Source organism: Marivivens sp. ABH4_498, assembly GCF_056160585.1.
The window spans coordinates 482,189-506,024 of record NZ_JBSWXL010000002.1 but is presented as its reverse complement, the minus strand read 5'-3'; the positions used below and the strand labels follow the sequence as shown (position 1 = coordinate 506,024).

At 55.6% G+C, this 23,836-nt stretch carries 28 protein-coding genes; 20 read left to right on the top strand and 8 right to left on the bottom strand.

What is annotated here, in order from left to right; genetic code table 11:
• Nucleotides 1–29: 29 nt before the first annotated feature.
• Nucleotides 30–881, bottom strand: a complete 852-nt coding sequence (locus ACXAGA_RS06605; protein ID WP_475116699.1) for a DUF6473 family protein — start codon at nucleotides 879–881, stop codon at nucleotides 30–32.
• Nucleotides 882–1,043: 162 nt separating this feature from the next.
• Between ACXAGA_RS06605 and ACXAGA_RS06600 the strand changes: the two genes are divergently transcribed.
• Nucleotides 1,044–1,919 carry a 3-hydroxybutyryl-CoA dehydrogenase gene (locus ACXAGA_RS06600; RefSeq protein ID WP_475116698.1) on the top strand — a complete coding sequence of 292 codons (876 nt, stop codon included), beginning with the start codon at nucleotides 1,044–1,046 and terminating at the stop codon, nucleotides 1,917–1,919.
• Here the strand turns inward: ACXAGA_RS06600 and rnhA are convergent.
• The 4 genes from rnhA to ACXAGA_RS06580 form a co-directional block, all read right to left on the bottom strand.
• Nucleotides 1,916–2,368, bottom strand: a complete 453-nt coding sequence (rnhA, locus tag ACXAGA_RS06595) for a ribonuclease HI (protein ID WP_475116697.1) — start codon at nucleotides 2,366–2,368, stop codon at nucleotides 1,916–1,918. The genes ACXAGA_RS06600 and rnhA overlap by 4 nt on opposite strands.
• The gene (locus ACXAGA_RS06590; protein ID WP_475116696.1) at nucleotides 2,368–2,796 is read right to left on the bottom strand and encodes a DUF3429 domain-containing protein; all 429 of its coding nucleotides are present in this window, start codon (nucleotides 2,794–2,796) and stop codon (nucleotides 2,368–2,370) included. The genes rnhA and ACXAGA_RS06590 overlap by 1 nt, the downstream gene beginning before the upstream one ends.
• Entirely contained in the window at nucleotides 2,793–3,743 is a 951-nt protein-coding gene (gene ispH, locus ACXAGA_RS06585; protein WP_475116825.1) for a 4-hydroxy-3-methylbut-2-enyl diphosphate reductase, read from the bottom strand. The genes ACXAGA_RS06590 and ispH overlap by 4 nt, the downstream gene beginning before the upstream one ends.
• A 75-nt stretch (nucleotides 3,744–3,818) precedes the next feature.
• Nucleotides 3,819–4,385, bottom strand: a complete 567-nt coding sequence (locus tag ACXAGA_RS06580; RefSeq protein WP_475116695.1) for a LabA-like NYN domain-containing protein — start codon at nucleotides 4,383–4,385, stop codon at nucleotides 3,819–3,821.
• 97 nt (nucleotides 4,386–4,482) lie between these two features.
• On the opposite strand from ACXAGA_RS06580, the gene folK reads away from it, so the two are divergent.
• The 13 genes from folK (at nucleotide 4,483) to recO (ending at nucleotide 14,559) form a co-directional block, all read left to right on the top strand.
• The gene (gene folK, locus ACXAGA_RS06575; RefSeq protein WP_475116694.1) at nucleotides 4,483–5,058 is read left to right on the top strand and encodes a 2-amino-4-hydroxy-6-hydroxymethyldihydropteridine diphosphokinase; all 576 of its coding nucleotides are present in this window, start codon (nucleotides 4,483–4,485) and stop codon (nucleotides 5,056–5,058) included.
• Nucleotides 5,059–5,140: 82 nt separating this feature from the next.
• Nucleotides 5,141–5,494 (top strand): DNA-directed RNA polymerase subunit omega, encoded by a 354-nt coding sequence (gene rpoZ, locus ACXAGA_RS06570; protein ID WP_086450801.1) that lies wholly within the window; start codon nucleotides 5,141–5,143, stop codon nucleotides 5,492–5,494.
• 37 nt (nucleotides 5,495–5,531) lie between these two features.
• The gene (locus ACXAGA_RS06565) at nucleotides 5,532–7,673 is read left to right on the top strand and encodes a RelA/SpoT family protein (protein WP_475116824.1); all 2,142 of its coding nucleotides are present in this window, start codon (nucleotides 5,532–5,534) and stop codon (nucleotides 7,671–7,673) included.
• Nucleotides 7,674–7,724: 51 nt separating this feature from the next.
• Nucleotides 7,725–8,318 (top strand): DUF2062 domain-containing protein, encoded by a 594-nt coding sequence (locus ACXAGA_RS06560; protein ID WP_475116693.1) that lies wholly within the window; start codon nucleotides 7,725–7,727, stop codon nucleotides 8,316–8,318.
• A 46-nt stretch (nucleotides 8,319–8,364) separates the two neighbouring features.
• Nucleotides 8,365–9,111: a pyridoxine 5'-phosphate synthase gene (locus ACXAGA_RS06555; protein WP_475116692.1), complete on the top strand. Its 747-nt coding sequence runs from the start codon at nucleotides 8,365–8,367 to the stop codon at nucleotides 9,109–9,111.
• On the top strand, nucleotides 9,108–9,566 hold the full coding sequence (locus tag ACXAGA_RS06550; RefSeq protein WP_475116691.1) for a hypothetical protein: 459 nt from the start codon (nucleotides 9,108–9,110) through the stop codon (nucleotides 9,564–9,566). The genes ACXAGA_RS06555 and ACXAGA_RS06550 overlap by 4 nt, the downstream gene beginning before the upstream one ends.
• Nucleotides 9,563–9,973, top strand: coding sequence for a holo-ACP synthase (acpS, locus tag ACXAGA_RS06545; protein WP_475116690.1), 411 nt, complete (start codon nucleotides 9,563–9,565; stop codon nucleotides 9,971–9,973). The genes ACXAGA_RS06550 and acpS overlap by 4 nt, the downstream gene beginning before the upstream one ends.
• Nucleotides 9,974–10,024: 51 nt before the next feature.
• On the top strand, nucleotides 10,025–10,867 hold the full coding sequence (gene lepB / locus ACXAGA_RS06540) for a signal peptidase I (RefSeq protein WP_475116689.1): 843 nt from the start codon (nucleotides 10,025–10,027) through the stop codon (nucleotides 10,865–10,867).
• A 6-nt stretch (nucleotides 10,868–10,873) separates the two neighbouring features.
• The gene (lepB, locus tag ACXAGA_RS06535) at nucleotides 10,874–11,920 is read left to right on the top strand and encodes a signal peptidase I (protein WP_475116688.1); all 1,047 of its coding nucleotides are present in this window, start codon (nucleotides 10,874–10,876) and stop codon (nucleotides 11,918–11,920) included.
• The gene (gene rnc, locus ACXAGA_RS06530) at nucleotides 11,917–12,597 is read left to right on the top strand and encodes a ribonuclease III (protein WP_475116687.1); all 681 of its coding nucleotides are present in this window, start codon (nucleotides 11,917–11,919) and stop codon (nucleotides 12,595–12,597) included. Before lepB (ACXAGA_RS06535) ends, rnc begins: the two co-directional genes overlap by 4 nt.
• Nucleotides 12,594–13,511, top strand: coding sequence for a GTPase Era (gene era / locus ACXAGA_RS06525; protein WP_475116686.1), 918 nt, complete (start codon nucleotides 12,594–12,596; stop codon nucleotides 13,509–13,511). Before rnc ends, era begins: the two co-directional genes overlap by 4 nt.
• Entirely contained in the window at nucleotides 13,508–13,834 is a 327-nt protein-coding gene (locus ACXAGA_RS06520; RefSeq protein ID WP_086450810.1) for a DUF1491 family protein, read from the top strand. The genes era and ACXAGA_RS06520 overlap by 4 nt, the downstream gene beginning before the upstream one ends.
• Nucleotides 13,831–14,559: a DNA repair protein RecO gene (gene recO, locus ACXAGA_RS06515; RefSeq protein ID WP_475116685.1), complete on the top strand. Its 729-nt coding sequence runs from the start codon at nucleotides 13,831–13,833 to the stop codon at nucleotides 14,557–14,559. Before ACXAGA_RS06520 ends, recO begins: the two co-directional genes overlap by 4 nt.
• Here the strand turns inward: recO and ACXAGA_RS06510 are convergent.
• A complete protein-coding gene (locus ACXAGA_RS06510) occupies nucleotides 14,556–16,232 on the bottom strand; it encodes an acyl-CoA dehydrogenase family protein (RefSeq protein ID WP_475116684.1) in 1,677 nt (558 codons plus the stop codon). The two genes, recO and ACXAGA_RS06510, sit on opposite strands and share 4 nt — an antisense overlap.
• Nucleotides 16,233–16,377: 145 nt before the next feature.
• Here ACXAGA_RS06510 and ACXAGA_RS06505 point away from each other — a divergent pair, with 145 nt between their 5' ends.
• Entirely contained in the window at nucleotides 16,378–17,148 is a 771-nt protein-coding gene (locus ACXAGA_RS06505) for a sulfite exporter TauE/SafE family protein (protein ID WP_475116683.1), read from the top strand.
• Here the strand turns inward: ACXAGA_RS06505 and ACXAGA_RS06500 are convergent, their stop codons facing one another.
• Both ACXAGA_RS06500 and ACXAGA_RS06495 read right to left on the bottom strand, forming a co-directional pair.
• Complete coding sequence (locus tag ACXAGA_RS06500; protein ID WP_475116682.1) at nucleotides 17,149–17,682, bottom strand: DUF3859 domain-containing protein; 534 nt, start codon at nucleotides 17,680–17,682, stop codon at nucleotides 17,149–17,151.
• A 92-nt stretch (nucleotides 17,683–17,774) separates the two neighbouring features.
• Entirely contained in the window at nucleotides 17,775–19,373 is a 1,599-nt protein-coding gene (locus ACXAGA_RS06495) for a phosphoenolpyruvate carboxykinase (RefSeq protein ID WP_475116681.1), read from the bottom strand.
• A 302-nt stretch (nucleotides 19,374–19,675) separates the two neighbouring features.
• Here ACXAGA_RS06495 and ACXAGA_RS06490 point away from each other — a divergent pair, with 302 nt between their 5' ends.
• Genes ACXAGA_RS06490 through ACXAGA_RS06470 form a run of 5 tightly spaced genes read left to right on the top strand, consistent with a single transcriptional unit; the run spans nucleotide 19,676 to nucleotide 23,830 of the window.
• Entirely contained in the window at nucleotides 19,676–20,380 is a 705-nt protein-coding gene (locus tag ACXAGA_RS06490; protein WP_475116680.1) for a response regulator transcription factor, read from the top strand.
• Nucleotides 20,381–20,383: 3 nt separating this feature from the next.
• Nucleotides 20,384–22,117, top strand: coding sequence for a sensor histidine kinase (locus tag ACXAGA_RS06485; protein WP_475116679.1), 1,734 nt, complete (start codon nucleotides 20,384–20,386; stop codon nucleotides 22,115–22,117).
• Nucleotides 22,118–22,120: 3 nt separating this feature from the next.
• Nucleotides 22,121–22,534, top strand: coding sequence for an HPr kinase/phosphorylase (locus ACXAGA_RS06480; RefSeq protein ID WP_475116678.1), 414 nt, complete (start codon nucleotides 22,121–22,123; stop codon nucleotides 22,532–22,534).
• 4 nt (nucleotides 22,535–22,538) lie between these two features.
• Nucleotides 22,539–23,444, top strand: coding sequence for an RNase adapter RapZ (gene rapZ / locus ACXAGA_RS06475; RefSeq protein ID WP_475116677.1), 906 nt, complete (start codon nucleotides 22,539–22,541; stop codon nucleotides 23,442–23,444).
• Nucleotides 23,441–23,830 (top strand): PTS sugar transporter subunit IIA, encoded by a 390-nt coding sequence (locus ACXAGA_RS06470; RefSeq protein ID WP_086450820.1) that lies wholly within the window; start codon nucleotides 23,441–23,443, stop codon nucleotides 23,828–23,830. Before rapZ ends, ACXAGA_RS06470 begins: the two co-directional genes overlap by 4 nt.
• Nucleotides 23,831–23,836: the final 6 nt, after the last annotated feature.

Below are 23,836 nucleotides of genomic sequence, written 5' to 3'. Positions count from 1 at the left end.
CCTGCGATCCAAGGTTTGAAAGGGTCCGCCTAGGCGGGCCCTTTTTTCATGTTGCGCCCCAGAACAGGTGCCAACGCTTGCGCCGCCTCGGTGTGAGCCAGAAATGACAGCTGTTCGTCCGCAGCAGAGACCTGCATCATCGGGATCTGCATCCCCGACGTCCGATTTTGCCGCGCACGCAAACTTGGCCGCAGCTCGACGACCTCGATCGCCTTTTGAGACACTTGATCAACCATTTCTTTGGTGATGAACAGCTGATCGCCCTTAAACGGATCATCGGCGCTGTCCCAACTATCGTTCGTCAGGGGACGCTCGCTCCACCAGACCAAAACAACTTTGGTGTTCAGTTGATCAATAACCGACCGCATCCGCGACACCCACGCTGCCTGCAATTCATGTACGACAATATCAAACTTGGCAGCCGAGTTTTCGTATAGCGCCTGCAACAGATGACGTGTGAATGCGAAATCGATGAAATCCACATCATCATATAGCGCGCGCAGAACGCTAGACGCCTGCAAGAACCGGTCATTGCGGCGCGGATGAACCTGATAGAACCGGTTCGATAGGTTATGCGCTCCCGTGATATGAAAAAACGTGACCTCTGCACGGCGGCCCAGGCCCATGGCCACCCCATCACGGAAATAGGCATCAATTGATGCATTCGGCACGCCAAAATTAACGCAGGTCATTCCAGTCGCCCGTTCGACCAAATCCGAAAGGGGCGTTTTCATATAACGGCCATACACATCCGTTCCGCCCATAAAGGCAGCGTATGGTTCGGTCAGGTCCCGTTTCGGTCCCCGAAAAAACAACCGCGACGACCCATAGCGACATGGCGTGTAATCGATCGCAGAATCAGACAAAGATTCGAATTTCATGTTTCCCACCCAAAAATTTCTCACCTCGGGCAGGATTCGGCCTAAATGATTGCTGAAATCTGAAACTCGGAATTTCAATCAATGTTTAACAATTAACGCGCCTTGAATGATGTGGTTAGTCACCCCTATGGTGTGGCAGCAAAGGCAAAGGACCAGTGAAACATGACCATTGAAAAAATCGGTGTCGTCGGCGCAGGCCAAATGGGTAATGGTATTGCTCATGTCAGCGCTTTGGCTGGATATACCGTCATGATGACCGACATCAGTCAGGACGCGCTGGATGCTGCGATTGCACTGATCGACAAAAACATGACCCGTCAGGTGTCCAAAGGCGCCATTTCCGACGCTGACAAAACTGATGCACTGGCCCGTATTTCCTGCACCACAACGCTGACCGACCTAGGCCCGTGTGACCTGATCATCGAAGCCGCGACAGAACGCGAAACCGTGAAACAGGCGATTTTCGACGAACTGCTGCCGCATATTCACGAAAACACGATCCTTGCGTCGAACACATCTTCGATTTCGATCACCCGTCTGGCCAGCCGTACGGACCGCCCCGAAAAATTCATCGGGTTCCATTTCATGAACCCTGTGCCGATCATGCAGCTGGTCGAATTGATCCGCGGCATTGCGACCGACGACGCGACCTTCACCGCCTGTCAAGAGGTCGTCGACCGTCTGGGCAAAACATCCGCTACATCCGAAGATTTCCCTGCCTTCATCGTAAACCGCATCCTGATGCCGATGATTAACGAAGCCGTATACGCCCTATACGAAGGCGTCGGAAACGTGTCGTCGATCGATACATCGATGAAACTGGGCGCAAACCACCCCATGGGCCCGCTGGAATTGGCGGACTTTATCGGGTTGGACACCTGCCTTGCGATTATGAACGTGCTGCACGACGGTCTGGCGGACACCAAATACCGCCCGTGCCCGCTGCTGACAAAATACGTCGAAGCAGGCTGGCTGGGCCGTAAAACGAAACGCGGTTTCTATGACTATCGCGGCGAAACGCCTGTTCCGACCCGTTAACCTTTGAACGGAGCCATCCCGCGGCGGGCCAATTCATCGGCCCGTTCGTTTTCGGGGTGGCCTGCGTGGCCTTTGACCCATTCCCACGTGACCTGATGGCGCTGCGCGGCGGCGTCCAGACGTTGCCACAGATCCACGTTTTTGACGGGTTTCTTGGTCGATGTTTTCCAGCCGCGTTTTTTCCAGCCCCACATCCATTCGGTGATGCCGCCTTTGACGTAGGCGCTATCGGTGACCACGGTCAGGGTACTGGGACGATCCAGCGCCTCTAACGCGTTGATCGCGGCCAACAGCTCCATCCGATTGTTGGTTGTATCCGCTTCACCACCGCAAAGTTCGCGTTCTTTTACAACGTCTTCGCCGTTTTTCGCCTGCAGCAACGCGCCCCAACCACCAGGGCCAGGGTTGCCCGAACAGGCCCCATCTGTGTACGCAAATAATTCAGGCATCAGATCAACAATGCCCCCAGCGACAGCACCACGATGGTCGTCAGCAAAACGCGCAAACGCATCCACCATGCGGGCGCTAAACCCCATGCAGCAAAGCGGCTATCGATGATCAGCAATCCGATGAACCCCGTAATCTGGTAGATGACCGCGCTGGACATCCCATCGCCGCGCATGAAAAACGCCCACAGCGCCGGCAAGACTGACAGGACATATCCTGCCGTCGCCCGCGCACCGTCGGTTTTCGTGGCAAAGCCCCACAGAACGCCCGACATGAACGACAAAATAACGGTGCCATAGGACAGCGTGAAAATCGGTCCACCCATGCCCAAAACAGGCGGCAACCATCCCAAAGTGGTCAGCGCACCAAATACAAACGGGATCAGACCCGCCAGCCCTAACGCTAGCGGCGCAACTGGGATCGACATCATGCTGGCATCCTTAGAACGCGGGGCACTTTGAATTCTACGTTTTCTTCGGCGGTCACGACCTGTTCGACGGTCACGGTGTAATGATCGCTGAATGCGTCGACGACTTCGTTGATCAGAACCTCGGGCGCAGATGCACCTGCGGTGATGCCGATGGTTTTGATGCCCTCTAGCGCGCGCCAATCAATGTCGGCGGCCCGCTGAACCAATTGCGCATAGTTGCAACCGTTCTTTGCGGCAACTTCGACCAGACGTTTGGAATTGGACGAATTCGGCGCACCGACAACCAGCAAGGCATCGCAATTCGGCGCGATGGTTTTCACGGCCTCTTGGCGGTTGGTGGTGGCGTAACAAATGTCTTCTTTGTGCGGGCCAACGATGGCAGGGAACCGAGCGTTCAGCGCCTCGATGATATCTTTGGTGTCATCAACGGACAGCGTGGTCTGCGTGACAAAGGCCAAACGGTTCGGATCGCGCACCTGAACATTGGCCACATCTTCGACCGTTTCGACCAACAAAACCTCGCCTTCGGGCAGTTGGCCCATGGTGCCGATGGTTTCCGGGTGGCCCGCGTGACCGATCATGATCATCTGCAACCCTTCATCCGCATGGCGGGCGGCTTCGATATGAACCTTACTTACCAATGGGCAAGTCGCGTCAACATAGACCATTTCGCGCGTTTCAGCGGCGGCAGGGACCGATTTGGGCACGCCATGCGCGGAAAAGATCACGGGGCGGTCATCGGGACATTCGTCCAATTCTTCGACGAACACCGCGCCTTTGTCGCGCAGGCTGTCGACGACGAATTTGTTGTGAACGATTTCGTGGCGCACATAGACAGGCGCGCCCCATTTTTCGATCGCCATTTCGACGATTTTGATCGCACGATCCACGCCCGCGCAGAACCCGCGCGGCGCAGCCAGATACAATGTCAAAGCAGGTTTGGTCATACCGAACAGGTAGTCGCAAGGTGCCACGCTGTCCAGCCGCACAAAAGAAAAGGGCCGGAAATTCCGGCCCTGTTTTCAGTCGTCAGATGTTTGCTGATCCTCGGGGCGCGGTTCGCGCGGCGGACGACCAACAACATCGCGCAATTCGTCCAGTTCGATAAAGTTATCGGCCTGACGGCGCAGTTCGTCGGAAATCATCGGCGGCTGGCTGCGGATCGTGGATACGACCGACACGCGCACGCCTTTGCGCTGCAACGCTTCGACCAGCGGGCGGAAATCGCCGTCGCCCGAAAACAGCACAACGTGATCTATATATGGGGCCAGCTCCATCGCATCGACGGTCAGTTCGATGTCCATGTTGCCCTTAACCTTACGGCGACCCATGCTGTCGGTGTATTCCTTGGCCGGTTTGGTGACCATGGTGAAACCGTTGTAATTCAGCCAATCAACCAACGGACGGATCGGCGAATATTCGTCATTTTCCAGCAGAGCGGTGTAGTAAAACGCCCGTAGCATTTTGCCGCGGCGCATGAATTCGCTACGAAGCAGTTTGTAATCGATGTCGAAACCCAACGCTTTCGCGGCAGCGTAAAGGTTAGAACCGTCGATGAAGAGCGCTAGACGCTCGTCACGATAAAACATAAAAAATCCCTTCAATATGGGTGACGCGCTCAAATGTGAGTGGAGTGCGCGTTGTCACAATTATATCTAGCTACTTAAATCGTGTTCTCAAGTCAGGATGTACTATAGCATGCCCACCTTAACACTCGTGGCACTTGGGTCCAACGCTACGTCAACATTTGGCACCCCAAAAGAGATTATTGCCCATGCTATCGCTACAATTGAATCCAGATTGGGCGTTACATGCGACAAAAGTTCGATTTATCGCACACCATGTTTCCCAAAAGGCGCAGGACCCGATTTCGCAAATGCGGTGATTCGGTTCGAAACCGACCTGCCCGCCCTGGAAATTTTAAACCAACTGCATGAAATAGAAACGGAATTCGGCCGCGTGCGGACCAAACGTTGGGGCGAACGAACGCTGGATCTGGATTTACTCTGCGTTGGTGACGCAATTCTGCCAGACAGCGACGAACTATCGCGATGGATGAACCTGCCGCTATCACAGCAGACGCAAGTTGCACCTAGCCAACTCATCCTGCCGCACCCACGCATTCAGGACCGCGCTTTTGTTCTGGTCCCGATGGCCACAGTGGCTCCGGAATGGCGCCATCCGACCCTACAAAAAACCGTGATCGACATGCGCGATGCCCTACCGCAGACGGAAATTGACGAAGTGGTCCTGTACCACTGATCCGAATCCGCTTGTCATTTCTATGATCTGGGCGTAAACGGGGGGCTTCCTAGGACCACATATTCAATAGTGGAGTGCGCTTATGGCCCGCGTAACGGTAGAAGATTGCGTCGATAAAGTCCCGAACCGGTTTGATCTGGTAATGCTTGCAGCACATCGTGCTCGTGAAATTTCCGCAGGTTCGCCGCTGACCGTTGACCGCGACAACGACAAAAACCCTGTTGTTGCGCTGCGCGAAATCGCTGACGAAACCCAACAGGCTGACGATCTGCGTGAACGCATGATCGAATCCAACCAGACCCAGATCGAAGTCGACGAACCAGAAGACGACGCGATGGCTCTGCTGATGGGTGCCGAAGCTGACAAACCAGCAGAGGACGACATGTCCGAAGAGAAACTGCTGCGTCAGTTGATGGAAGCACAAGGCCAGCGTTAATCGCTGCCCAACGATAGAGACTCCGGTGCCGGACCAAATTACGACAGCTGACAAACTGGTTGCGCTGGTCCGCACCTACAACCCTCGCACAAACGAAGCTTTGATCCGCAAGGCGTTCGATTTTGGCGAAGCCATGCATGACGGCCAGTTCCGTCATTCCGGCGAACGGTATTTCACGCACCCGATTGCAGTCGCCGCCATTTTGGCCAGACAGCAGATGGATGACGCCACCGTCATCACCGCCCTGCTGCACGACACAATCGAAGACACCAAAGCCAACTACAAAGAAGTCGAAAAACTGTTCGGTCGCGACATTGCCGAACTGGTGGACGGCGTGACCAAACTGACCAACATTCAGCTGACGTCGACCCAGACCAAACAGGCGGAAAATTTCCGCAAACTGTTTATGGCAATGTCCCGCGATCTGCGCGTTATTCTGGTCAAACTGGCGGACCGTCTGCACAACATGCGCACGATTTCGTCGATGCGCCCTGAAAAGCAGGCCCAAAAGGCACGTGAAACCATGGATATCTATGCGCCGCTTGCGGGCCGCATGGGTATGCAATGGATGCGCGAAGAACTCGAAGATCTGGCATTCAAGGTTCTGAACCCTGATGCCCGCCAATCGATCATCCGCCGCTTTGCCATGCTGCAAAAAGAATCCGGCGACGTGGTGGAAAAAATCACCTCGGATATGCGGGTCGAACTGGAAAAAGCAGGGCTCAAAGCTGACGTTTATGGCCGCGCGAAACGGCCCTATTCGATCTGGCGCAAGATGCAGGAAAAGGACCAAAGCTTTAGCCGCTTGTCCGATATTTATGGTTTCCGCGTCCTAACCGAAACCGAAACCGATTGCTATGGCGTGTTGGGCGCCGTGCACCAACGGTGGCGCGCGGTTCCTGGCCGGTTCAAGGATTACATCAGCCAGCCCAAATCCAACGGCTATCGTTCGATCCACACCACCGTATCTGGCCGCGACGGCAAACGCGTTGAAATCCAAATCCGCACCCGCGAAATGCACGAAGTTGCGGAAACCGGCGTGGCAGCGCACTGGTCATATAAGAACGGTGAACTGGTCGAAAACCGCTTTGCTGTTGATCCCGTCCGCTGGATTTCGCAGCTATCGGAACGTTTGGACGACGATACCGATCACGATGAATTCCTAGAGGCCGTCAAACTGGAGATGTATCAGGACCAAGTGTTCTGTTTCACCCCCAAAGGTGACGTCATCAAATTGCCGCGTGGCGCGACGCCGATCGATTTTGCCTATGCCATTCACACCCGCATTGGTGCGGCATGTGTGGGTGCAAAGGTTGACGGGCTGCGCGTGCCTTTGTGGACACGTTTGAAAAACGGCCAATCCATCGAAGTCATCACCGCAGAAGGCCAAAAACCAGAAGCAACCTGGATCGACATCGCTGTGACGGGCCGCGCGAAAACCGCGATCCGTCGTGCGCTGCGCGAAGAGGACCGCGAACGCTACATCAAACTGGGCCAGGAATTGGCGCGGGTTGCCTTTGAAAACATTGGCAAAAAAGCCACAGACAAAGCATTGCGCACAGCCGCAAAAACTCTGGCGCTAGAAAGCGTTGACGAAATGCTGGCCCGTTTGGGTAGCGCTGAAATTACGTCGCGCCGCGTTGTCCGTGCCATCTATCCCGACCTTGCCGAGCGCGAAGGCGACGAGATCGAACAGGAAAAGGCCGTCATCGGCCTGACCGGCGATAAATCTTATGCACGCGGTCAGTGCTGCCAGCCTGTTCCAGGCGAACGCATCGTTGGCATCGCAATTCCGGGTCATGGCGTGGTCCTGCATACCATTGATTGCGCGGCACTGGCTGAATTCGAAGACCTGCCAGACGCATGGGTTGATCTGCATTGGCAAGACGGCCGCCACGAAGCCAAACACACCGTCACGCTGGACCTGACCATCAGCAATGACGCGGGCGTATTGGGCCGTATTTGCACGTTGATCGGTGAACAGGACGCCAATATTTCCGACCTGAATTTCATCGACCGAAAACCTGATTTTTTCCGTCTGCATGTCGACGTTGACCTGCGTGACATCGAACATCTGCACCGCGTGATGACCGCACTAGAGGCCGAGAGCAATGTTTCCTCTATCGCTCGTTTGCGCGATCCATCCCGCGCAGCGCAGGTGAAAAAAGCAGGGCAATAAACCGTGTTCAAACGCCGCGACAGGTTACCTTTTTGGCGGGCATTACAGCAAATGCTTTGGCCTAGGGGTGGATGGCTGCGCGCGTATAATTATGTCAAACACCGTTTGCGCCGCCTGCCCGATACGCCCGAAAAAATCTGCCGAGGTATCGCTGTCGGTGTGTTCCTTAGCTTTACCCCTTTTTTCGGATTTCACATCCTATTCGCATGGCTGGCGGCACGCGCAATTCGCGGCAACAGCGGCGCGGCGGTTTTGGGTACGTTTTTTGGCAACCCTGCAACCTTTGGGTTTATCGCGTTTGCCTCTTTGACAACGGGGCATTTTATGTTGGGGTCCCGCCCTGACCACGATCCCAATTTGTCCGTCATGGAAAAATTCAGCGCTGCGGGACAGGATTTGTGGCACAATTTCTTTGCCATTTTCACGCCTGCAAAAACAGATTGGCGGGGGCTGGAATTATTCTTTCACGACGTATTCGTCCCCTACGCAATAGGCGGGCTGCTGATTGGAACAATTGCCGCCGTCGTGACCTATTACATCACCCTACCTGTCATTAGCGCCTATCAGGCCAGCCGTCGCAAACGTTTGCGCAATCGTATGGCCCAATTGTCGCGGTCTGCGGAAAAACACGCTGACGACATCTAAATAACCGATTAGGGTCCAACCAAATTCAAACATTCGGAGAAAACCGATGAGTGCTGGAAAACTGCGCCTGGGCGTAAACATTGACCACGTTGCCACCGTTCGCAACGCGCGCGGCAGCGCCTATCCTGATCCGATCCGCGCTGCACAAATCGCCGAAGAGGCAGGCGCCGATGGCATCACCGCGCACCTGCGCGAAGATCGCCGCCACATCAGCGATGCCGACATCGATGGCCTTATGGCAGCTTTGACCAAACCATTGAATTTCGAAATGGCCGCGACGGACGAAATGCAGGCGATTGCCTTACGCCACAAACCGCACGCCGTTTGCATCGTTCCCGAAAAACGCGAAGAGCGCACCACCGAAGGCGGTCTGGAAGTCGCCAAAGAAGAAAATCGTTTGGCCCATTTCATCGCCCCTCTGCGCGATGCAGGGTGCCGCGTGTCGATCTTTATCGCAGCAGATCAGCGCCAGATCGAAGCCGCAAACCGCATCGGCGCGCAAGTGATCGAACTACACACAGGCGCCTATTGCGATCTGCACGCCGAAGGTAAATTTGCCGAACGCGATGACGAATTGAAACGCCTGACGGATATGGCGACCTTTGCCAATTCCTTGGGGCTAGAGGTGCACGCAGGCCACGGCCTGACCTATGACACCGTGGGCCCAATCGCCGCCCTGCCCGAGGTGATGGAGCTAAACATCGGCCATTTCCTGATCGGCGAAGCCATTTTCCGCGGCCTAGACGGGTCGATCCGCGAAATGCGCCGCCTGATGGACGAGGCACGCGGGTGATCCGTTTTGCAGCAGTATTTGGTGTGATCGCGGCTCCGGCTGCGGCTGTCACGGTGGACGACTGCGTAGATCACCGATCCGATGCCGCCGCGATCATGGAACCATGGGACGAAAATACAGCGACCTATGCCAGTGACCGCATTCGGATCACCGTCATGGATAGCATCGAACCTGCAGCCGGTGCGCTACACATCATGGTTCTATCGCCGCCCTTTGATGAATTGGGCAGCCGCCAATGTAAAATCGTCAGCTATGATGACCAGCAGGGGTTCGCGGCGGTTTGGTTTAACGAACGCAATGCCGATTACAATCCAGCAACAGGCCTGACAGTCACCTTGCCTGTGCAGATCTGGCTGCCTGATGTGTCTTTCACCAATTCGGCCCAACTGGCGATCACGATCAACCAATCAACAGGTGATGTGACCACTGATTTCAACGTCGGAGGCGCCGAATGATTTTGGGTATCGGGTCTGATCTGGCCAATATCGAACGCATTCAGGGCACGTTGGATCGATTTGGCGACCGTTTCAAAAATCGCGTCTTCACCCCGACCGAACAGTCCAAGGCAGAACGCCGCAAAGATGTGGCCGGCACCTATGCCAAACGCTGGGCCGCAAAAGAGGCCTGTTCAAAGGCATTGGGAACGGGCCTCGCCATGGGGATCAGCTGGATCGACATGGCTGTCGAAAATCTTCCTTCGGGCCAGCCAACGATGACCCTATCGGGCTGGGCCGCAGAACGGCTGGCAGAAATGACCCCCGCAGGTCACACCGCTCATATTCACGTCACTTTGACAGACGATCACCCATGGGCCCAAGCCTTTGTCGTGATCGAAGCCCGCCCAACACCGCAGTTGGGTTGACTTAGTCCTATCTGCGCCGCATGAAGTCCACGTCTTACGCAGGAGCAGAAAATGTCCGAAGAAAATGGCCTGTGGGCCGGCGTCAAAGAAACGGTTAAAACCGTCGTATATGCCCTGCTGATCGCAGGTCTTTTCCGTTCGATCCTATTCCAGCCTTTCTGGATTCCGTCAGGATCGATGAAAGACACGCTGCTGATTGGCGATTTTCTGTTCGTGAACAAAATGGCCTACGGGTATTCCTACGCCTCTTGTCCTGCGGTCAAAGTGCCTGCGCTGGGAATCGACATCGGCCCCGAGGATTTCTGTGGCGCCTTTATGGGTAGCGACGAACGCCTGTTCGGCAACGACCCAGAGCGCGGCGACGTCGTCGTATTCCGCCATCGCGGTCTGGGCGAAGATTACATCAAACGCCTAATCGGCCTTCCGGGCGACAAAATTCAGGTCATTGATGGGCTGCTGTATATCAACGATGAACCCGTACAGGTCGAACCTGCTGGTCAGTTCATCGAAGAAACCAGCCCCCAAGGTCCGCACCAAATTCCGCCCAGCTGTATGCGCCCTGTCACGAACAATCAGTGCGTCAAAGATCGTTTTATCGAAACGCTGCCAAACGGCGTAAGCCATGAAATCCTGAACATCACCGACAGTGGTCAAGGAGACAACACAGATGTGTTTTACGTTCCGGAAAACGAATTCTTTTTCATGGGCGACAACCGCGACAATTCCGTTGATAGCCGTTTTGCATGGGACCCGATCAGAAACCGTGGTGTCGGCACCGTCCGCCGCGAAGATATCGTAGGCCGCGCAGACCGCGTTATCTTTTCGTCCGCGGGCAAATCCATTCTGGCGTTCTGGACATGGCGCGGCGACCGTTTCTTCCACGCGATCAACTAATTAGCCATGTGGCGCAACTATAACCCCGTCACTTTGTACCAAGACGGCTATGACTGGACAGGACGCACATCGCGGTCCCAGTTATTAGTCGTCTTGATATTTGTGGGTTTGGTCTGCCTGCCACTCTTGACCCTTGATAGCTTTGGCAATGCTGCGCGGATTGTAGAAATCACCGCATGGGTCGCGCTTTCCTTGCTGACGGTTCCTGTCGTGGGTCATTTCGTACGGCGCTTTAATCAGATGCGCTGGCCCGCAGGTTTGACATTGCTGTATTTGCTACCGTTTGTCAGCGTTGTGCTGCTTGCGATCCAGCTTTTGAAAAATCAGGGCCAGCGCCGTTTATATGAAATGTCATTTGCCAGAACCGCCGGATTCTATGCGGCGGTTTTGCTGGCCGTCCTGACCCTTTCTCGCATTTTCTGGACACCCTATTCTATCCCGTCGGGATCGATGAAACCAACCTTGCTGATCGGCGATGTTGTTGTCGCATGGCGCCTAGACCGCAGTGCCGACCGCGGGGATGTCATGGTATTTCGCGATCCAAACGATGGGCTGGTCTATGTGGCGCGCGTTATCGGGGTTGGCGGTGACACAGTCCAGATGCGCAATGGCCTACCGGTCATCAACAGCGTTCCCGCCACGCAAACAGCCATGGATGCCTTTGTTGAACCGATGACACCACAGGGCCCGTGGAAATCACTGCCCCGGTGTAGCAATGGTGCTGTTGGCTATGGCGCCACCTGCCAAAAAGACCAATTTACCGAAACCCTACCTGGGGATAATGGCGCACATCGTGTCCTGTCCGCGCTGAATAACGGGCCTATGGACAACACTCCGATATTCACTGTTCCTGACGGGCATCTGTTTTTCATGGGTGACAATCGGGACAATTCGCGCGATAGCCGCATCTCTGCCAACGCGGGTGGGTTGGGCTTTGTGCCTAAAACCGCTGTTATCGGGCGCGTCGGTCGGGTACTTTATGCTTTCAAAGGGGATGGACCCGCGTTTATCTGGACGTGGTCACCTTCGCGGATATTCAGGTCGATCGAATGAAATTGTCAGCCGAGCTCGTAAAATTCAGCAAAAACCTAGGGCACGAATTTTCGCGCCCCGAACTGCTGGTGCGCGCAATGACTCACCCTTCGATGTCGTCGCCGCACCGTGACAACAACCAGCGTCTGGAATTTCTGGGCGACCGTGTTCTGGGCCTGGTCATGTCCGAAGCGTTGTTCAAAGCCGACAAAGCCGCAGCCGAAGGCGTATTGGCCCCCCGTTTCAACGCATTGGTGCGCAAAGAAACCTGCGCCGATGTGGCCAAGGAAATCGATCTGGGGTCCGTCCTGCGTCTGGGCCGATCCGAACAGAAATCAGGCGGCCGCCGCAAGGACGCATTGCTGGGCGACGCGATGGAGGCGGTGATCGCCGCCGTCTATCTGGATGCCGGTTTTGAAACCGCCCGCGACGTCGTTCTTCGCCTATGGGGCGACCGCATCAATCAGGTCGAAGACGACGCCCGCGACCCCAAAACCGCGCTACAGGAATGGGCCCAGGGGCGCGGTCAGACCCCACCGAAATATGCCGAAGTGTCCCGCTCCGGCCCCGATCATCAACCCGTCTTTACCATCGAAGTGCGCTTGGACAGCGGCGATAGCGAACGCGCCAGCGCAGGTTCGAAACGGCACGCCGAACAGGCCGCCGCAAAAGCATTGCTTGCAAAGGTCAGCACATGACAGATACCCAAACCCGCGCAGGCTTTGCCGCGCTGATCGGCGAACCAAACGCCGGTAAATCGACCCTACTGAACTGGATGGTTGGCGCCAAAGTGTCGATCGTCACCCACAAGGTTCAGACCACCCGCGCCCGTATTCGCGGCGTTGCTATGGATGATCAGAACCAAATCGTGTTCGTCGACACCCCCGGCCTGTTCCGCCCGCGCCGCCGTTTGGACCGCGCGATGGTTGCAGCCGCTTGGGGCGGCGCAGCGGACGCGGATGTTGTTGTTCTATTGATCGAAGCAAACCGCGGCCTGACCGACGGCGTTCAGGCCATTCTGGACGCGCTGGCCGAAAACATGTCGCATGTACGCCTTGCGCTGGCGATCAACAAAATCGACCGCGTAAAGGCCGAAGACCTGCTGGCCCTGACCCAGAAAATGAACGACGCCTATACGTTCGAAAAAACGTTCCTGATTTCGGCCGAACGTGGCCACGGCTGCGAAGATCTGAAACATTGGCTGGGCGAACAGATGCCAACGGGCCCTTGGCTGTATCCCGATGATCAGATCGCCGATCTGCCGATGCGCATGATCGCGGCGGAAATCACCCGCGAAAAACTGACCCTGCGCCTGCATCAGGAACTGCCCTACCAGCTGACGGTTGAAACCGAAAAATGGGAAGAGCGCAAAGACGGATCGGCCCGTATTGATCAGATCGTTTACGTGTCCCGCGACGGCCACAAAGGTATCGTTTTGGGCAAAGGCGGCGAAACCGCCAAAGCCGTGTCCAAAGCCGCCCGCGAAGAATTGCAGGAATTTTTGGGCCGCAAGGTCCACCTGTTCTTGCAGATCAAGGTGCGTCCGAACTGGCTTGAAGAATCCGAACGCTATTCGGAAATGGGTCTGGATTTTAAGGACGGCAACGCATGAGGCTTGCCGCGGGCGTATGGGTGTCGGCCTATCTGACGCGCCTACGTCTGGCCGATATTCCGGCCTTTGTCACAGCGCGCGGCGATGAAACGGCGGGCGCTGTGCTGGTAAAACTGAACACATTAGACGGCAACGCGGCGGCCTATCAGCGGTCATTTGACCTGATGACGGGCGACCGCAAATGGATGACCCTGATCGAAGGCAGTGATGCAGACGTCGATCAATCGGTCGCCAAACAGCGGTCGTTCGACAGCGATCTATGGGTGATCGAAGTCGAAGACCGCATGGGCCGTACATTATTGGACGAACCGGGGCTGGAATGATCGAATGGCGGGATGAAGGCGCTTTGATCGCCGCACGCGCCCATGGCGAAAACGCCATGATCATCGACGTATTCACTCCATCCCGTGGCCGCCACAGCGGCGTTGTACGCGGCGGCACCAGCCGAAAAATGGTCGCGACCCTGCAACCCGGCACCCAAATCAGCGTCACATGGAAAGCCCGTCTGGAAACCCATATGGGCAGCTTTACCGTCGAACCTGTGCGCAGCCGTGCGGCATTGGTGATGAACGATCGCCTGGCTCTGAACGGGCTGAACGCAGTTTGCGGCTTGCTGGCCCGCACCCTGCCCGAACGTGAACCGCATAGCCCGCTATATGACCGCACCATCGCACTGTTGGACCTGCTGGGGCAGAACGATGTCTGGCCGCTGGCCTATCTGCATTGGGAAATGGCCCTGCTAGAGGAATTGGGTTTCGCCATCGACCTGTCGGCCTGCGCCGTGCGCGGCACGAACGAAGACCTGTGTTACATATCGCCAAAATCAGGCCGCGCGGTCAGCGCCCAAGGCGCAGGCCAATGGGCCGACCGTATGTTAGATCTGGTCCCCGTGATGAAAGGCGAAGGCGACGCAAGCGGCAGCGAAATAGCCCGTGCCATGAAGACAACAGGCTATTTCATTGAAAACCGATTGTTTGCCGCCCATTCGGGCCGCGTCCCCGCAGCGCGCCAACGATTGATCGACGCGCTGTCGCGGATGCAGGATTAACCCAGCAGACGACGCGCGATCACTTGCGCCTGAATTTCTGCTGCACCTTCAAAGATGTTCAGAATACGGGCGTCGCACAGGATGCGGCTGATTTTGTATTCCAACGCAAAACCATTGCCGCCGTGGATTTGCAGACCGTTATCCGCACAGGCCCACGCGATACGCGCGCCCAACAGTTTGGCCATGCCAGCCTCTAGGTCGCAACGGCGATCCGCGTCTTTTTCGCGGGCCGAAAAATAGGTCAGCTGGCGTGCGATCATGATTTCCACCGCCATCATCGCCAATTTGCCCGACACACGTGGGAAATTGATCAACGATTGGCCGAACTGTTTGCGGTCGATGGCATATTGCATTGAAACGTCCAGCGCGGATTGCGCCACACCGATTGCACGTGCTGCGGTCTGGATACGTGCCGATTCAAACGTCTGCATCAGCTGTTTGAAACCGTTACCCTCTTCCCCGCCCAGCAGGTTGTCGCCTTTGACTTTGAAATTATCAAAGCCCAGTTCGTATTCCTTCATGCCGCGGTAGCCCAGAACCTCGATCTCGCCGCCGGTCATGCCTTCGGTCGGGAATGGGTTTTCGTCGGTGCCCGGCGTTTTTTCCGCCAAGAACATCGACAGACCACGGTAATCGGTGGTGTTCGGGTCGGTCCGCGCCAGCAGGGTCATCACGTGGGTACGCGCCGCGTGGGTGATCCATGTTTTGTTGCCGGTGATGCTGTAATCGCCGTCTTCGCCTTTGACCGCGCGGGTGCGCAGAGACCCAAGGTCCGAACCGGTGTTTGGTTCGGTGAACACAGCCGTCGGCAGAATTTCTGCGGATGCCAGTTTTGGCAGCCAGTTTTCTTTCTGTTCGTCGGTGCCGCCGGCCAAAATCAGCTCTGCCGCGATTTCCGAACGGGTGCCCAGCGAACCAACACCAATATAGCCGCGCGACAGTTCTTCGGACACGACGCACATGGACGCTTTGGACAGGCCGAAACCGCCGAACTCTTCTGGGATGGTCAGGCCGAACACGCCCATTTCAGCCAGTTCGTCGATGATTTCCAGCGGGATCAATTCGTCTTTCAGGTGCCATTCATGCGCAAAAGGTTCGACCTTTTCCAGCGCATAGCGGCGGAACTGATCGCGGATCATTTCCAGTTCTTCGTCCAGACCCGAGGTGCCGAACATTGTCGCGCCGTTCTGGTCCTGCATCAATTCAACCAAACGCGAACGCGCAGCTTGGGTGTTGGCGGACTGAACCAAAGTGATCACTTCGACCGAGGTCAGATTGTCCTGCACGCCCAGATCATTCAAACGCAGGATTTCGCCCTGCGACATCGGAATGCCGCCTTTGATTTGGGCCAGGTATTCGCCGAATGCGATCTGCAGGATCAGCTGTTCGGTTTCACCAAATTTATCTTCGGCTTTGGCCGCAACCGCCCAGCCGTGCATCTGGCGCAGCGATTCCACATAGGTCGCAAGCCACGCCAATCCGTGCGCCGCCGCCTGATTCTGTTCGACCAACCCGCCCGACACGCGGCCGTCTTTCGTCACGCGTGATTTTACCGATTCTTTTGCGGATACCAGCAGTTGTTCCACTGGGGCGATCACAGCGCCCGTTAAGTCCAAAAGGTTCTCAAGAATTGGCGATGCTGTCATAGCGATGTCCTGTCCGTCGTGAGGCATGGTCGGCTCCTGATTGTGCACCTGCAGAGATAACGATTTCGCAACCGCAGCGCAACTTAATTTCGTCTAGAATACGTAGCGACAAACAAAATGTCGCATGGGAATTTTTCGTGCGTTGTCTGAGTTAAACGTCTAAGCCTGAGGAATGGATGCATTATTTTCGCTGATCTCACCTGAATTATTGGCTTTTGCTTTTGTTGTGACTGTCATCGCAGGCACGGTAAAAGGCGCGATCGGCTTTGCCATGCCGCTGATTATGATTTCAGGGCTAAGCATTCTGATCGACCCCAAATTGGTGGTCGCGGGAATCATTCTGCCGATTGTTCTGACCAACATTCTACAGGTCACCAAAGGCGGGCTGAAAAACGCGTGGGACGCCCTGATGGAGTATCGGGTCTATGTGATTTTGGTCTGTGTCATGATCCTGATCACATCCCAATTCGTGGCCTATGTGTCCGCTGACATGATGCTGTTGGGGCTGGGAATCATCGTGACGGTCCTATGCGCGATCCAAATCGCAGGGGTGCGCGTCGAAATCCCGCCGCATCGCCGCAAAATTGGGTCGATAATCGCCGGCATTCTATCGGGTATGCTGGGCGGATTTTCGGGAACATGGGGACCAACGACGGTGTTGTATCTGGTTGCTGTCGACACGCCCAAAGCCAAACAGTTCAGCGTTCAGGGCGTTGTCTATGGCGCGGGCGCGGTGATGTTGCTGATCGGGCACCTGAAATCGGGCATCCTGAACGCGCAAACCGTGCCGTTTTCATTGGCGCTGATCCCGCCGGGCATTTTGGGCATGTGGATCGGGTTCAAAATCCACGACCGCATCGATCAGGCCCTGTTCCGCAAGGCCACCCTGTGGGTGTTGTTGATTGCAGGGATCAATCTGGTCCGCCGCGGGATCATGGGCTGATTACGACAACAGCAAATCGCCGCTACATAGGCTTTCGATCGACATCCCCGCAGGCGCAGGAATCACATCGAAGGTGACGGAAAAATGCGTTTGCCCCGCCTGTTCGATGGCAAAGGACCATTCGCCAATCAGCACTTCGTACGGCATGTCGAAACGATACATGCCCAAACTGAAATCCTGATCCGACAAGCTGGGTGTCCAGCGTTGTTCGGTCACGCCTTCAGTGCCCATCGGCGGATGGCGCACAACAATTTCAGCGCCCGGCAATTTGATCCCATCCGCTAGGCGCGCCTGAAAACCGAATCCCAAATGCTGGACAGCAGGAACAGTTGTGGTCGCCGACAACACCGATGGTTCGCCAACAATCACATCAATCGCGCCGATTTCGGTATCGGGCGCAGGTTCAGATGCCAGCACTTCGTATGGGCAATGCAACCCAATATCCCCCACAACGATTGTCGGCTTTGCCTCATAGGCGGTAGCGACAGCGGGAATCAGACCGAATACCAAAGAAATTATACGCATCTTAAACATGGGCGTCATCTTCATGCGTTGGCTAGCGGTGTCAATAAAAAGGGCCCGGATACTGTCGCATCCGAGCCCGAAATTCGCGTGAGTGGCGCGTATTAGCCGATTGCTGCTGCTTTGACGTCTTCGTCGATGAACGGAACATACTGCGCAAAGTTGTCTGCAAACATTTCCACCAACTTGGACGCTTGCGCATCATAGGCCGATTTGTCCGCCCAAGTTGCACGTGGATCCAGCAGGGTCGCGTCAACGCCAGCAACGGTTACAGGGACTTCGAAACCAAAGTTCGGGTCCTTGCGGAATGTGGCTTCGGCCAGCGAACCGTCCAGCGCTGCCGACAGCAACGCGCGGGTTGCTTTGATCGGCATGCGGCTGCCTGTGCCGTATGCGCCGCCGGTCCAACCGGTGTTTACCAACCAGCAGGTCGCGCCGTGAGCCGCGATTTTTTCCTGCAGCAGTTTGCCATAGGCCTCTGGGCGGCGTGGCATGAATGGCGCGCCAAAACAGGTCGAGAATGTCGGGATCGGTTCGGTCACACCAATTTCGGTGCCTGGTGTTTTCGACGTGAAGCCAGACAGGAAGTGGTACATCGCCTGCGCAGGTGTCAGACGCGCGATCGGAGGCAGAACACCATATGCGTCACAGGTCAGCATGATGATGTTTTTCGGGTGACCGCCCAGTGCCGATTCCGAAGCATTCGAAATGTAGTGCAGCGGGTACGCACAGCGCATGTTGTCGGTGATCGAGTTGTCTTCGAAGTCCAGTTCTTTGGTGTCTTCGTCGTAAACCATGTTTTCGATCACGGTGCCGAACATCGAACAGGTCGCGTAGATCTCTGGTTCAGCTTCGGCCGACAGGTTGATGGTTTTTGCGTAGCAGCCGCCTTCGAAGTTAAAGGTGCCGCGATCCGACCAACCGTGTTCGTCGTCGCCGATTAGCACGCGATCAGGGTCAGCCGACAGGGTGGTTTTACCAGTGCCCGACAGACCAAAGAAAATCGCGGTGTCGACAGGGTTGCCAACAGCGTGGTTTGCCGAACAGTGCATCGGCATGATGCCTTTTTCAGGCAGCAGGTAGTTCAACAGCGTGAATACCGATTTCTTGTTTTCGCCCGCGTATTCGGTGCCAGCGATCAGAATGGTCTTTTTGTCAAAGTTCAGCGCGATCACGGTTTCCGAACGGCAGCCGTGTTTTTCTGGGTTCGCTTTGAACGATGGGCAGTTGATGATGGTCCATTCTGGATCGAATGTGTCCAGCTCTTCGCGTTCTGGGCGGCGCAGCATGGTGCGGATAAACAGCGAATGCCATGCCAGTTCGGTCACCATACGCACGTCCAGACGGTGTTCAGGGTCAGCGCCGCCGAACAAATCCTGTACGAAATAGGTGCCGCCCTTCATGTGTTCCAGAATGTCAGCGTGCAGGACGTCGAATTTGTCCATCGCCATTGGCGCGTTGTTGTCCCACCAAATGCTGTCTTCAACCGAAGGGGTACGAACAACGAATTTGTCCTTTGGCGAACGGCCGGTGTGTTTGCCGGTCGAAACCAGCAGCGCGCCGCCATTGCCCAAGGTGCTTTCGCCCAATTTCAACGATTCCTGAATAAGCGCAGGCTCCATCAGGTTGTAATAGACATAACCCAGTCCAGTGATGCCTTGATTTTCAAGCTTCATGGTTGGGTTGACCCGTCCGTGGTCCATTTGTCTCTCTCCTGATTTTGGGAGCCTGTTGCTCCGGGATAGGGGCCCACATAGCACCATGATTTTACATCAGAAAAGGCAGGTTTGACGCAGTTAGCGCAATCATTTTGGTGTTAGCGCAACCTGTTAGCGCGACCATAAGACCAAGGCCGCAAATCGGACCAATTGGTCGATTCTGTTAGGCATAACTGTTTACGCAAACAGCGCGAATCGCAGTTTCCGATTGATTCGCCCGCAGAAAAAATGCGAAAACTGTCCCTAAAAACGGCAGTTCAAAAAATTCAGGCTAAAGGGATCATCCCATGCACAAAATCGCGCTGGTCGACGACGACCGTAATATCCTGACCTCGGTCGCTATGACGCTAGAGGCAGAAGGTTTCGAAATCGAAACATATAACGATGGCCAACAAGCGCTGGATGCTTTTAACAAAAAGCTGCCGGATCTGGCTGTGCTGGATATCAAAATGCCCCGCATGGATGGCATGGATCTGCTGCAACGCCTGCGCCAGAAAACCAACATGCCGGTTATTTTCCTGACCTCGAAAGACGACGAAATCGACGAAGTTCTGGGCCTGCGTATGGGCGCAGACGATTACGTCAAAAAACCGTTCAGCCAGCGCCTATTGGTTGAACGCATCCGTTCGCTGCTACGTCGTCAGGACGCGCTGAACGGCGTCGAGGTTGAGGCCGTCGAAGAAGACAACAAAGTCATGACGCGCGGCCAGCTGACCATGGACCCACTGCGCCACGCGGTAAAATGGAAAGACCGCGACGTGTCTCTGACGGTCACCGAATTCTTGCTGCTGCAGGCATTGGCCCAGCGTCCCGGTTTCGTGAAATCCCGCGACCAGCTGATGGATGTGGCCTATGATGATCAGGTCTATGTTGATGACCGCACGATCGACAGCCACATCAAACGTCTGCGCAAAAAGATGCGTCAGGTCGACGATGAATTCAGCGCGATCGAAACGCTGTACGGCATCGGCTATCGCTATAACGAAGAGTAATCGATGACTGCCAACCCGCAAATCGATGTTCGAGATTTACGCTCTGTCCGCAATGCGGCACAGAAATCGGACATTGTTTTGGGGGATGAATATATCTCGCCCGAAACGACGATGGACCGCGAAATTCTGGATCGCCGCCGTCGTCGCGGGCTGATTACGCTGAACCGGTCGCCGCTGGCGCGCAAAATCATCACCTTCAACCTGCTGGCGATTTTGATCCTTGTCGGCGGCGTATTGTGGATGAACCCTTCGCGCGACAACCTTGCGTTCCAACGTGCGTCGGGGCTCGTGAACGAAGCCGAGCTAATCGCCGACGTTTTCGAGGCACAGCTACCCGACAGCGCGCCAGTGAATTTGATCACGGGCGATGGCATCAATTCCGCCGAAACCTTGGCCGGTCTGGACCTGCGGGGCGGCGTGCAAGTCTATGTTTTCGATCCGAACGAAACATTGGTGGTATCAGAAACGGCCCCCGACCGTGCCACAGTCGACGGCCTGAACTATGGCGACGATGGCACGATCATCACCGATTTTCTGAATTGGATGTGGGAAGGTTTGGCGCGCCTATTCAATTCGGATGCTGAATCTAATGTGTCGGCGGACCCCGTGGAAACGGCACAAACGGATGTGGCCCTTACGTTGTCCGACGGGACGCAGGTGCATTCGGAATACAACAGCGACGGGTTAACCACATTCCGCGTGAGCACCCCGATTATGCAAGGCGACACCCCTGTCGGCGTTGTCGTTTTGGTCGGCGCTGCGGGTGAATTGGATGCTTTGGTCAGACGCGAACGTGAACAGGTGCTCCAGATGTTTGTCATCGGCATTCTGGTTTCAATCGGGCTGTCGCTCATCCTTGCATCCACCATCGCCAACCCTTTGGCCGATCTTGCCGCCGCAGCAGAGGCTGGCCGCGATCGCAATGCGCGCAAAATGTCGCCTGGCCGTGTACGCATTCCTGACTTGACCGCCCGCCCTGATGAAATTGGCCGCCTGTCTGGCGCGCTGCGGGGCATGGTTGCGGCGCTGTATGACCGGATCGAAGCCAACGAACAATTCGCAGCCGACGTTGCCCATGAAATCAAAAACCCGCTGGCATCGTTGCAATCGGCGGTTGGCACAATGCGGGTCGCAAAACGCGACGATCAGCGCGAAAAACTACTACAGGTCATCGAACACGATGTGGTGCGTTTGGACCGTCTGGTGAGCGATATTTCCAACGCGTCCCGTCTGGATGCCGAATTGGTGAAAGAGGACGAAACGGAATTCGACCTATTGGAAATGCTGGGCAACCTAAACCAATTCCTAGGCGAACAGGCCCGTGACAAGGGCATTGAATACCTGACCGACTTACCAACTGGGCCCATTATGATTGCCGGCCTCGAAGGCCGATTGGCCCAAGTGTTCGTCAACCTGATCACCAATGCGATTTCGTTCTGCGAAGATGGTGATGCCATCCGCGTTTGGGCCCGTAAACGTGAAAATCGCATTTTGGTCGTCGTCGAAGACACCGGACCGGGTATTCCTGACGGCGCATTGACCAAAATTTTCAAACGCTTCTACTCTGAACGTCCTGCTGGGCAGTTTGGCAACAACTCTGGTCTGGGCCTTGCGATTTCAAAACAAATCGTCGAAGCCCACGGCGGTGTCATCTGGGCCGAAAACATTCGCCCCACGGACGCAGACATTACATCCGACCCGTTGGGCGCACGTTTTGTCGTTGGTCTGCCAGTCTAAAAAGTGTCAGACGATCCAATAAATGTTCACGGATCATGCGTTGCCCATCAAGGCCGCGCCGTGCTGATCGTAGGTGGGTCCGGTACAGGGAAATCAACGCTTGCGTTGCAATTGATGTCTATGGGCTGTGATCTGGTCGCGGATGACCGCACGGACATCTACCCCGACTTAACCGTGCGCGCCCCCGCCCCCATCCACGGCCTGATCGAAGCGCGCGGCATAGGTATTTTACGTGCACAGGCAGTTTCGGCACAACTTTTGCTAGTTGTAGATTTAGACCGCACAGAAACGGAACGCCTGCCTCAAACACGACACACGACGTATCACAAACATGCAATCCCGCTAATATATGGGGTCACAGGCGTTCACTTCCCCTTTGGGATACTGCAATATCTAAAAGAAGGCCGACAGGATTAACCCCATGCTAGATGCGCCGGAAAAACAGGATCTGATTTTGGTGACCGGCCCTTCGGGTGCAGGACGCACAACCGCAGTCCGCGCATTGGAAGATATCGGGTACGAAGTCATCGACAACCTGCCCCTATCCTTGCTGGACCGCCTGATCGAAGGCAGCCCGTTGGACCGTCCGCTGGCATTGGGTTTGGATGTGCGCAATCGCGATTTCACGGTCAATAGCGTGATCGACACGATTGACCGTTTGGGCGTCGATCCCCGCGTTGATCTAAAGGTGCTATTTCTGGATTGCGCAGATGACGTATTGATCCGCCGATTTTCCGAAACACGCCGCAGGCACCCTTTGGCGGATTCCAACGATCCGATCGTCGGCATCCGCAAAGAAAAAGAGCTGATGCTGCCCATTCGCGCACGTGCCGAATTTCTGATCGACACCAGCACAATGAGCCCCCACGAAGCACGGCTAGAGGTTCAGCGATGGTTTTCGAGCGACCACGACCAACTGCTGTCAGTGGCGACACAATCATTTTCGTACAAACGCGGTCTGCCTCGGGGACTGGATTTCGTTTTTGACTGCCGTTTTTTGCGCAACCCACATTGGGATCCGGAACTACGGTCGCTGGACGGCACCAATGCCGACGTCCAATCCTATGTCACCCAAGACGAACGGTTCGCGCCATTTTTTAACCACGTCAAATCCATGGTTGAGCTACTCCTACCTGCGTTTCGCGACGCGGGTAAAACCCACCTGTCCATCGGGTTCGGGTGTACCGGAGGGCAACACCGTTCGGTCACAATGACAGAACTCTTGTCCAAGGCTCTTGCAGAGGATGGCTGGCGGGTGTCTAAACGACATCGGGAATTGGAACGCCAGACTAAAACAGGTTTGGCTGATCGGGGTGAACACGCGTGATCGGGATCGTCATCGTAGCACATGGTGGTCTTGCCAAAGAATATTTGGCAGCCATGGAACATGTCGTCGGAAAACAGGATGCCGTTCGCGCCATCGCAACGGGACCCGAAGATGACCGTTCTGCAAAACAAGCCGAAATTTGCGATGCTGCAGATTCTGTGGATACAGGCGATGGCGTTGTGATCGTCACCGATATTTTCGGTGGATCGCCATCAAACCTATCCTTACGCGCATGCGGACCGACAAACCGCCGCATTTTATATGGTATGAATTTGCCTATGTTGATCAAGCTGGCCAAAAGCCGCGGCAGAACCGTACCCGATGCGGTCGACGCTGCGCTGCAGGCCGCCCGCAAATACATCAATAGTCATCAAGTCACAGAATAATTAACC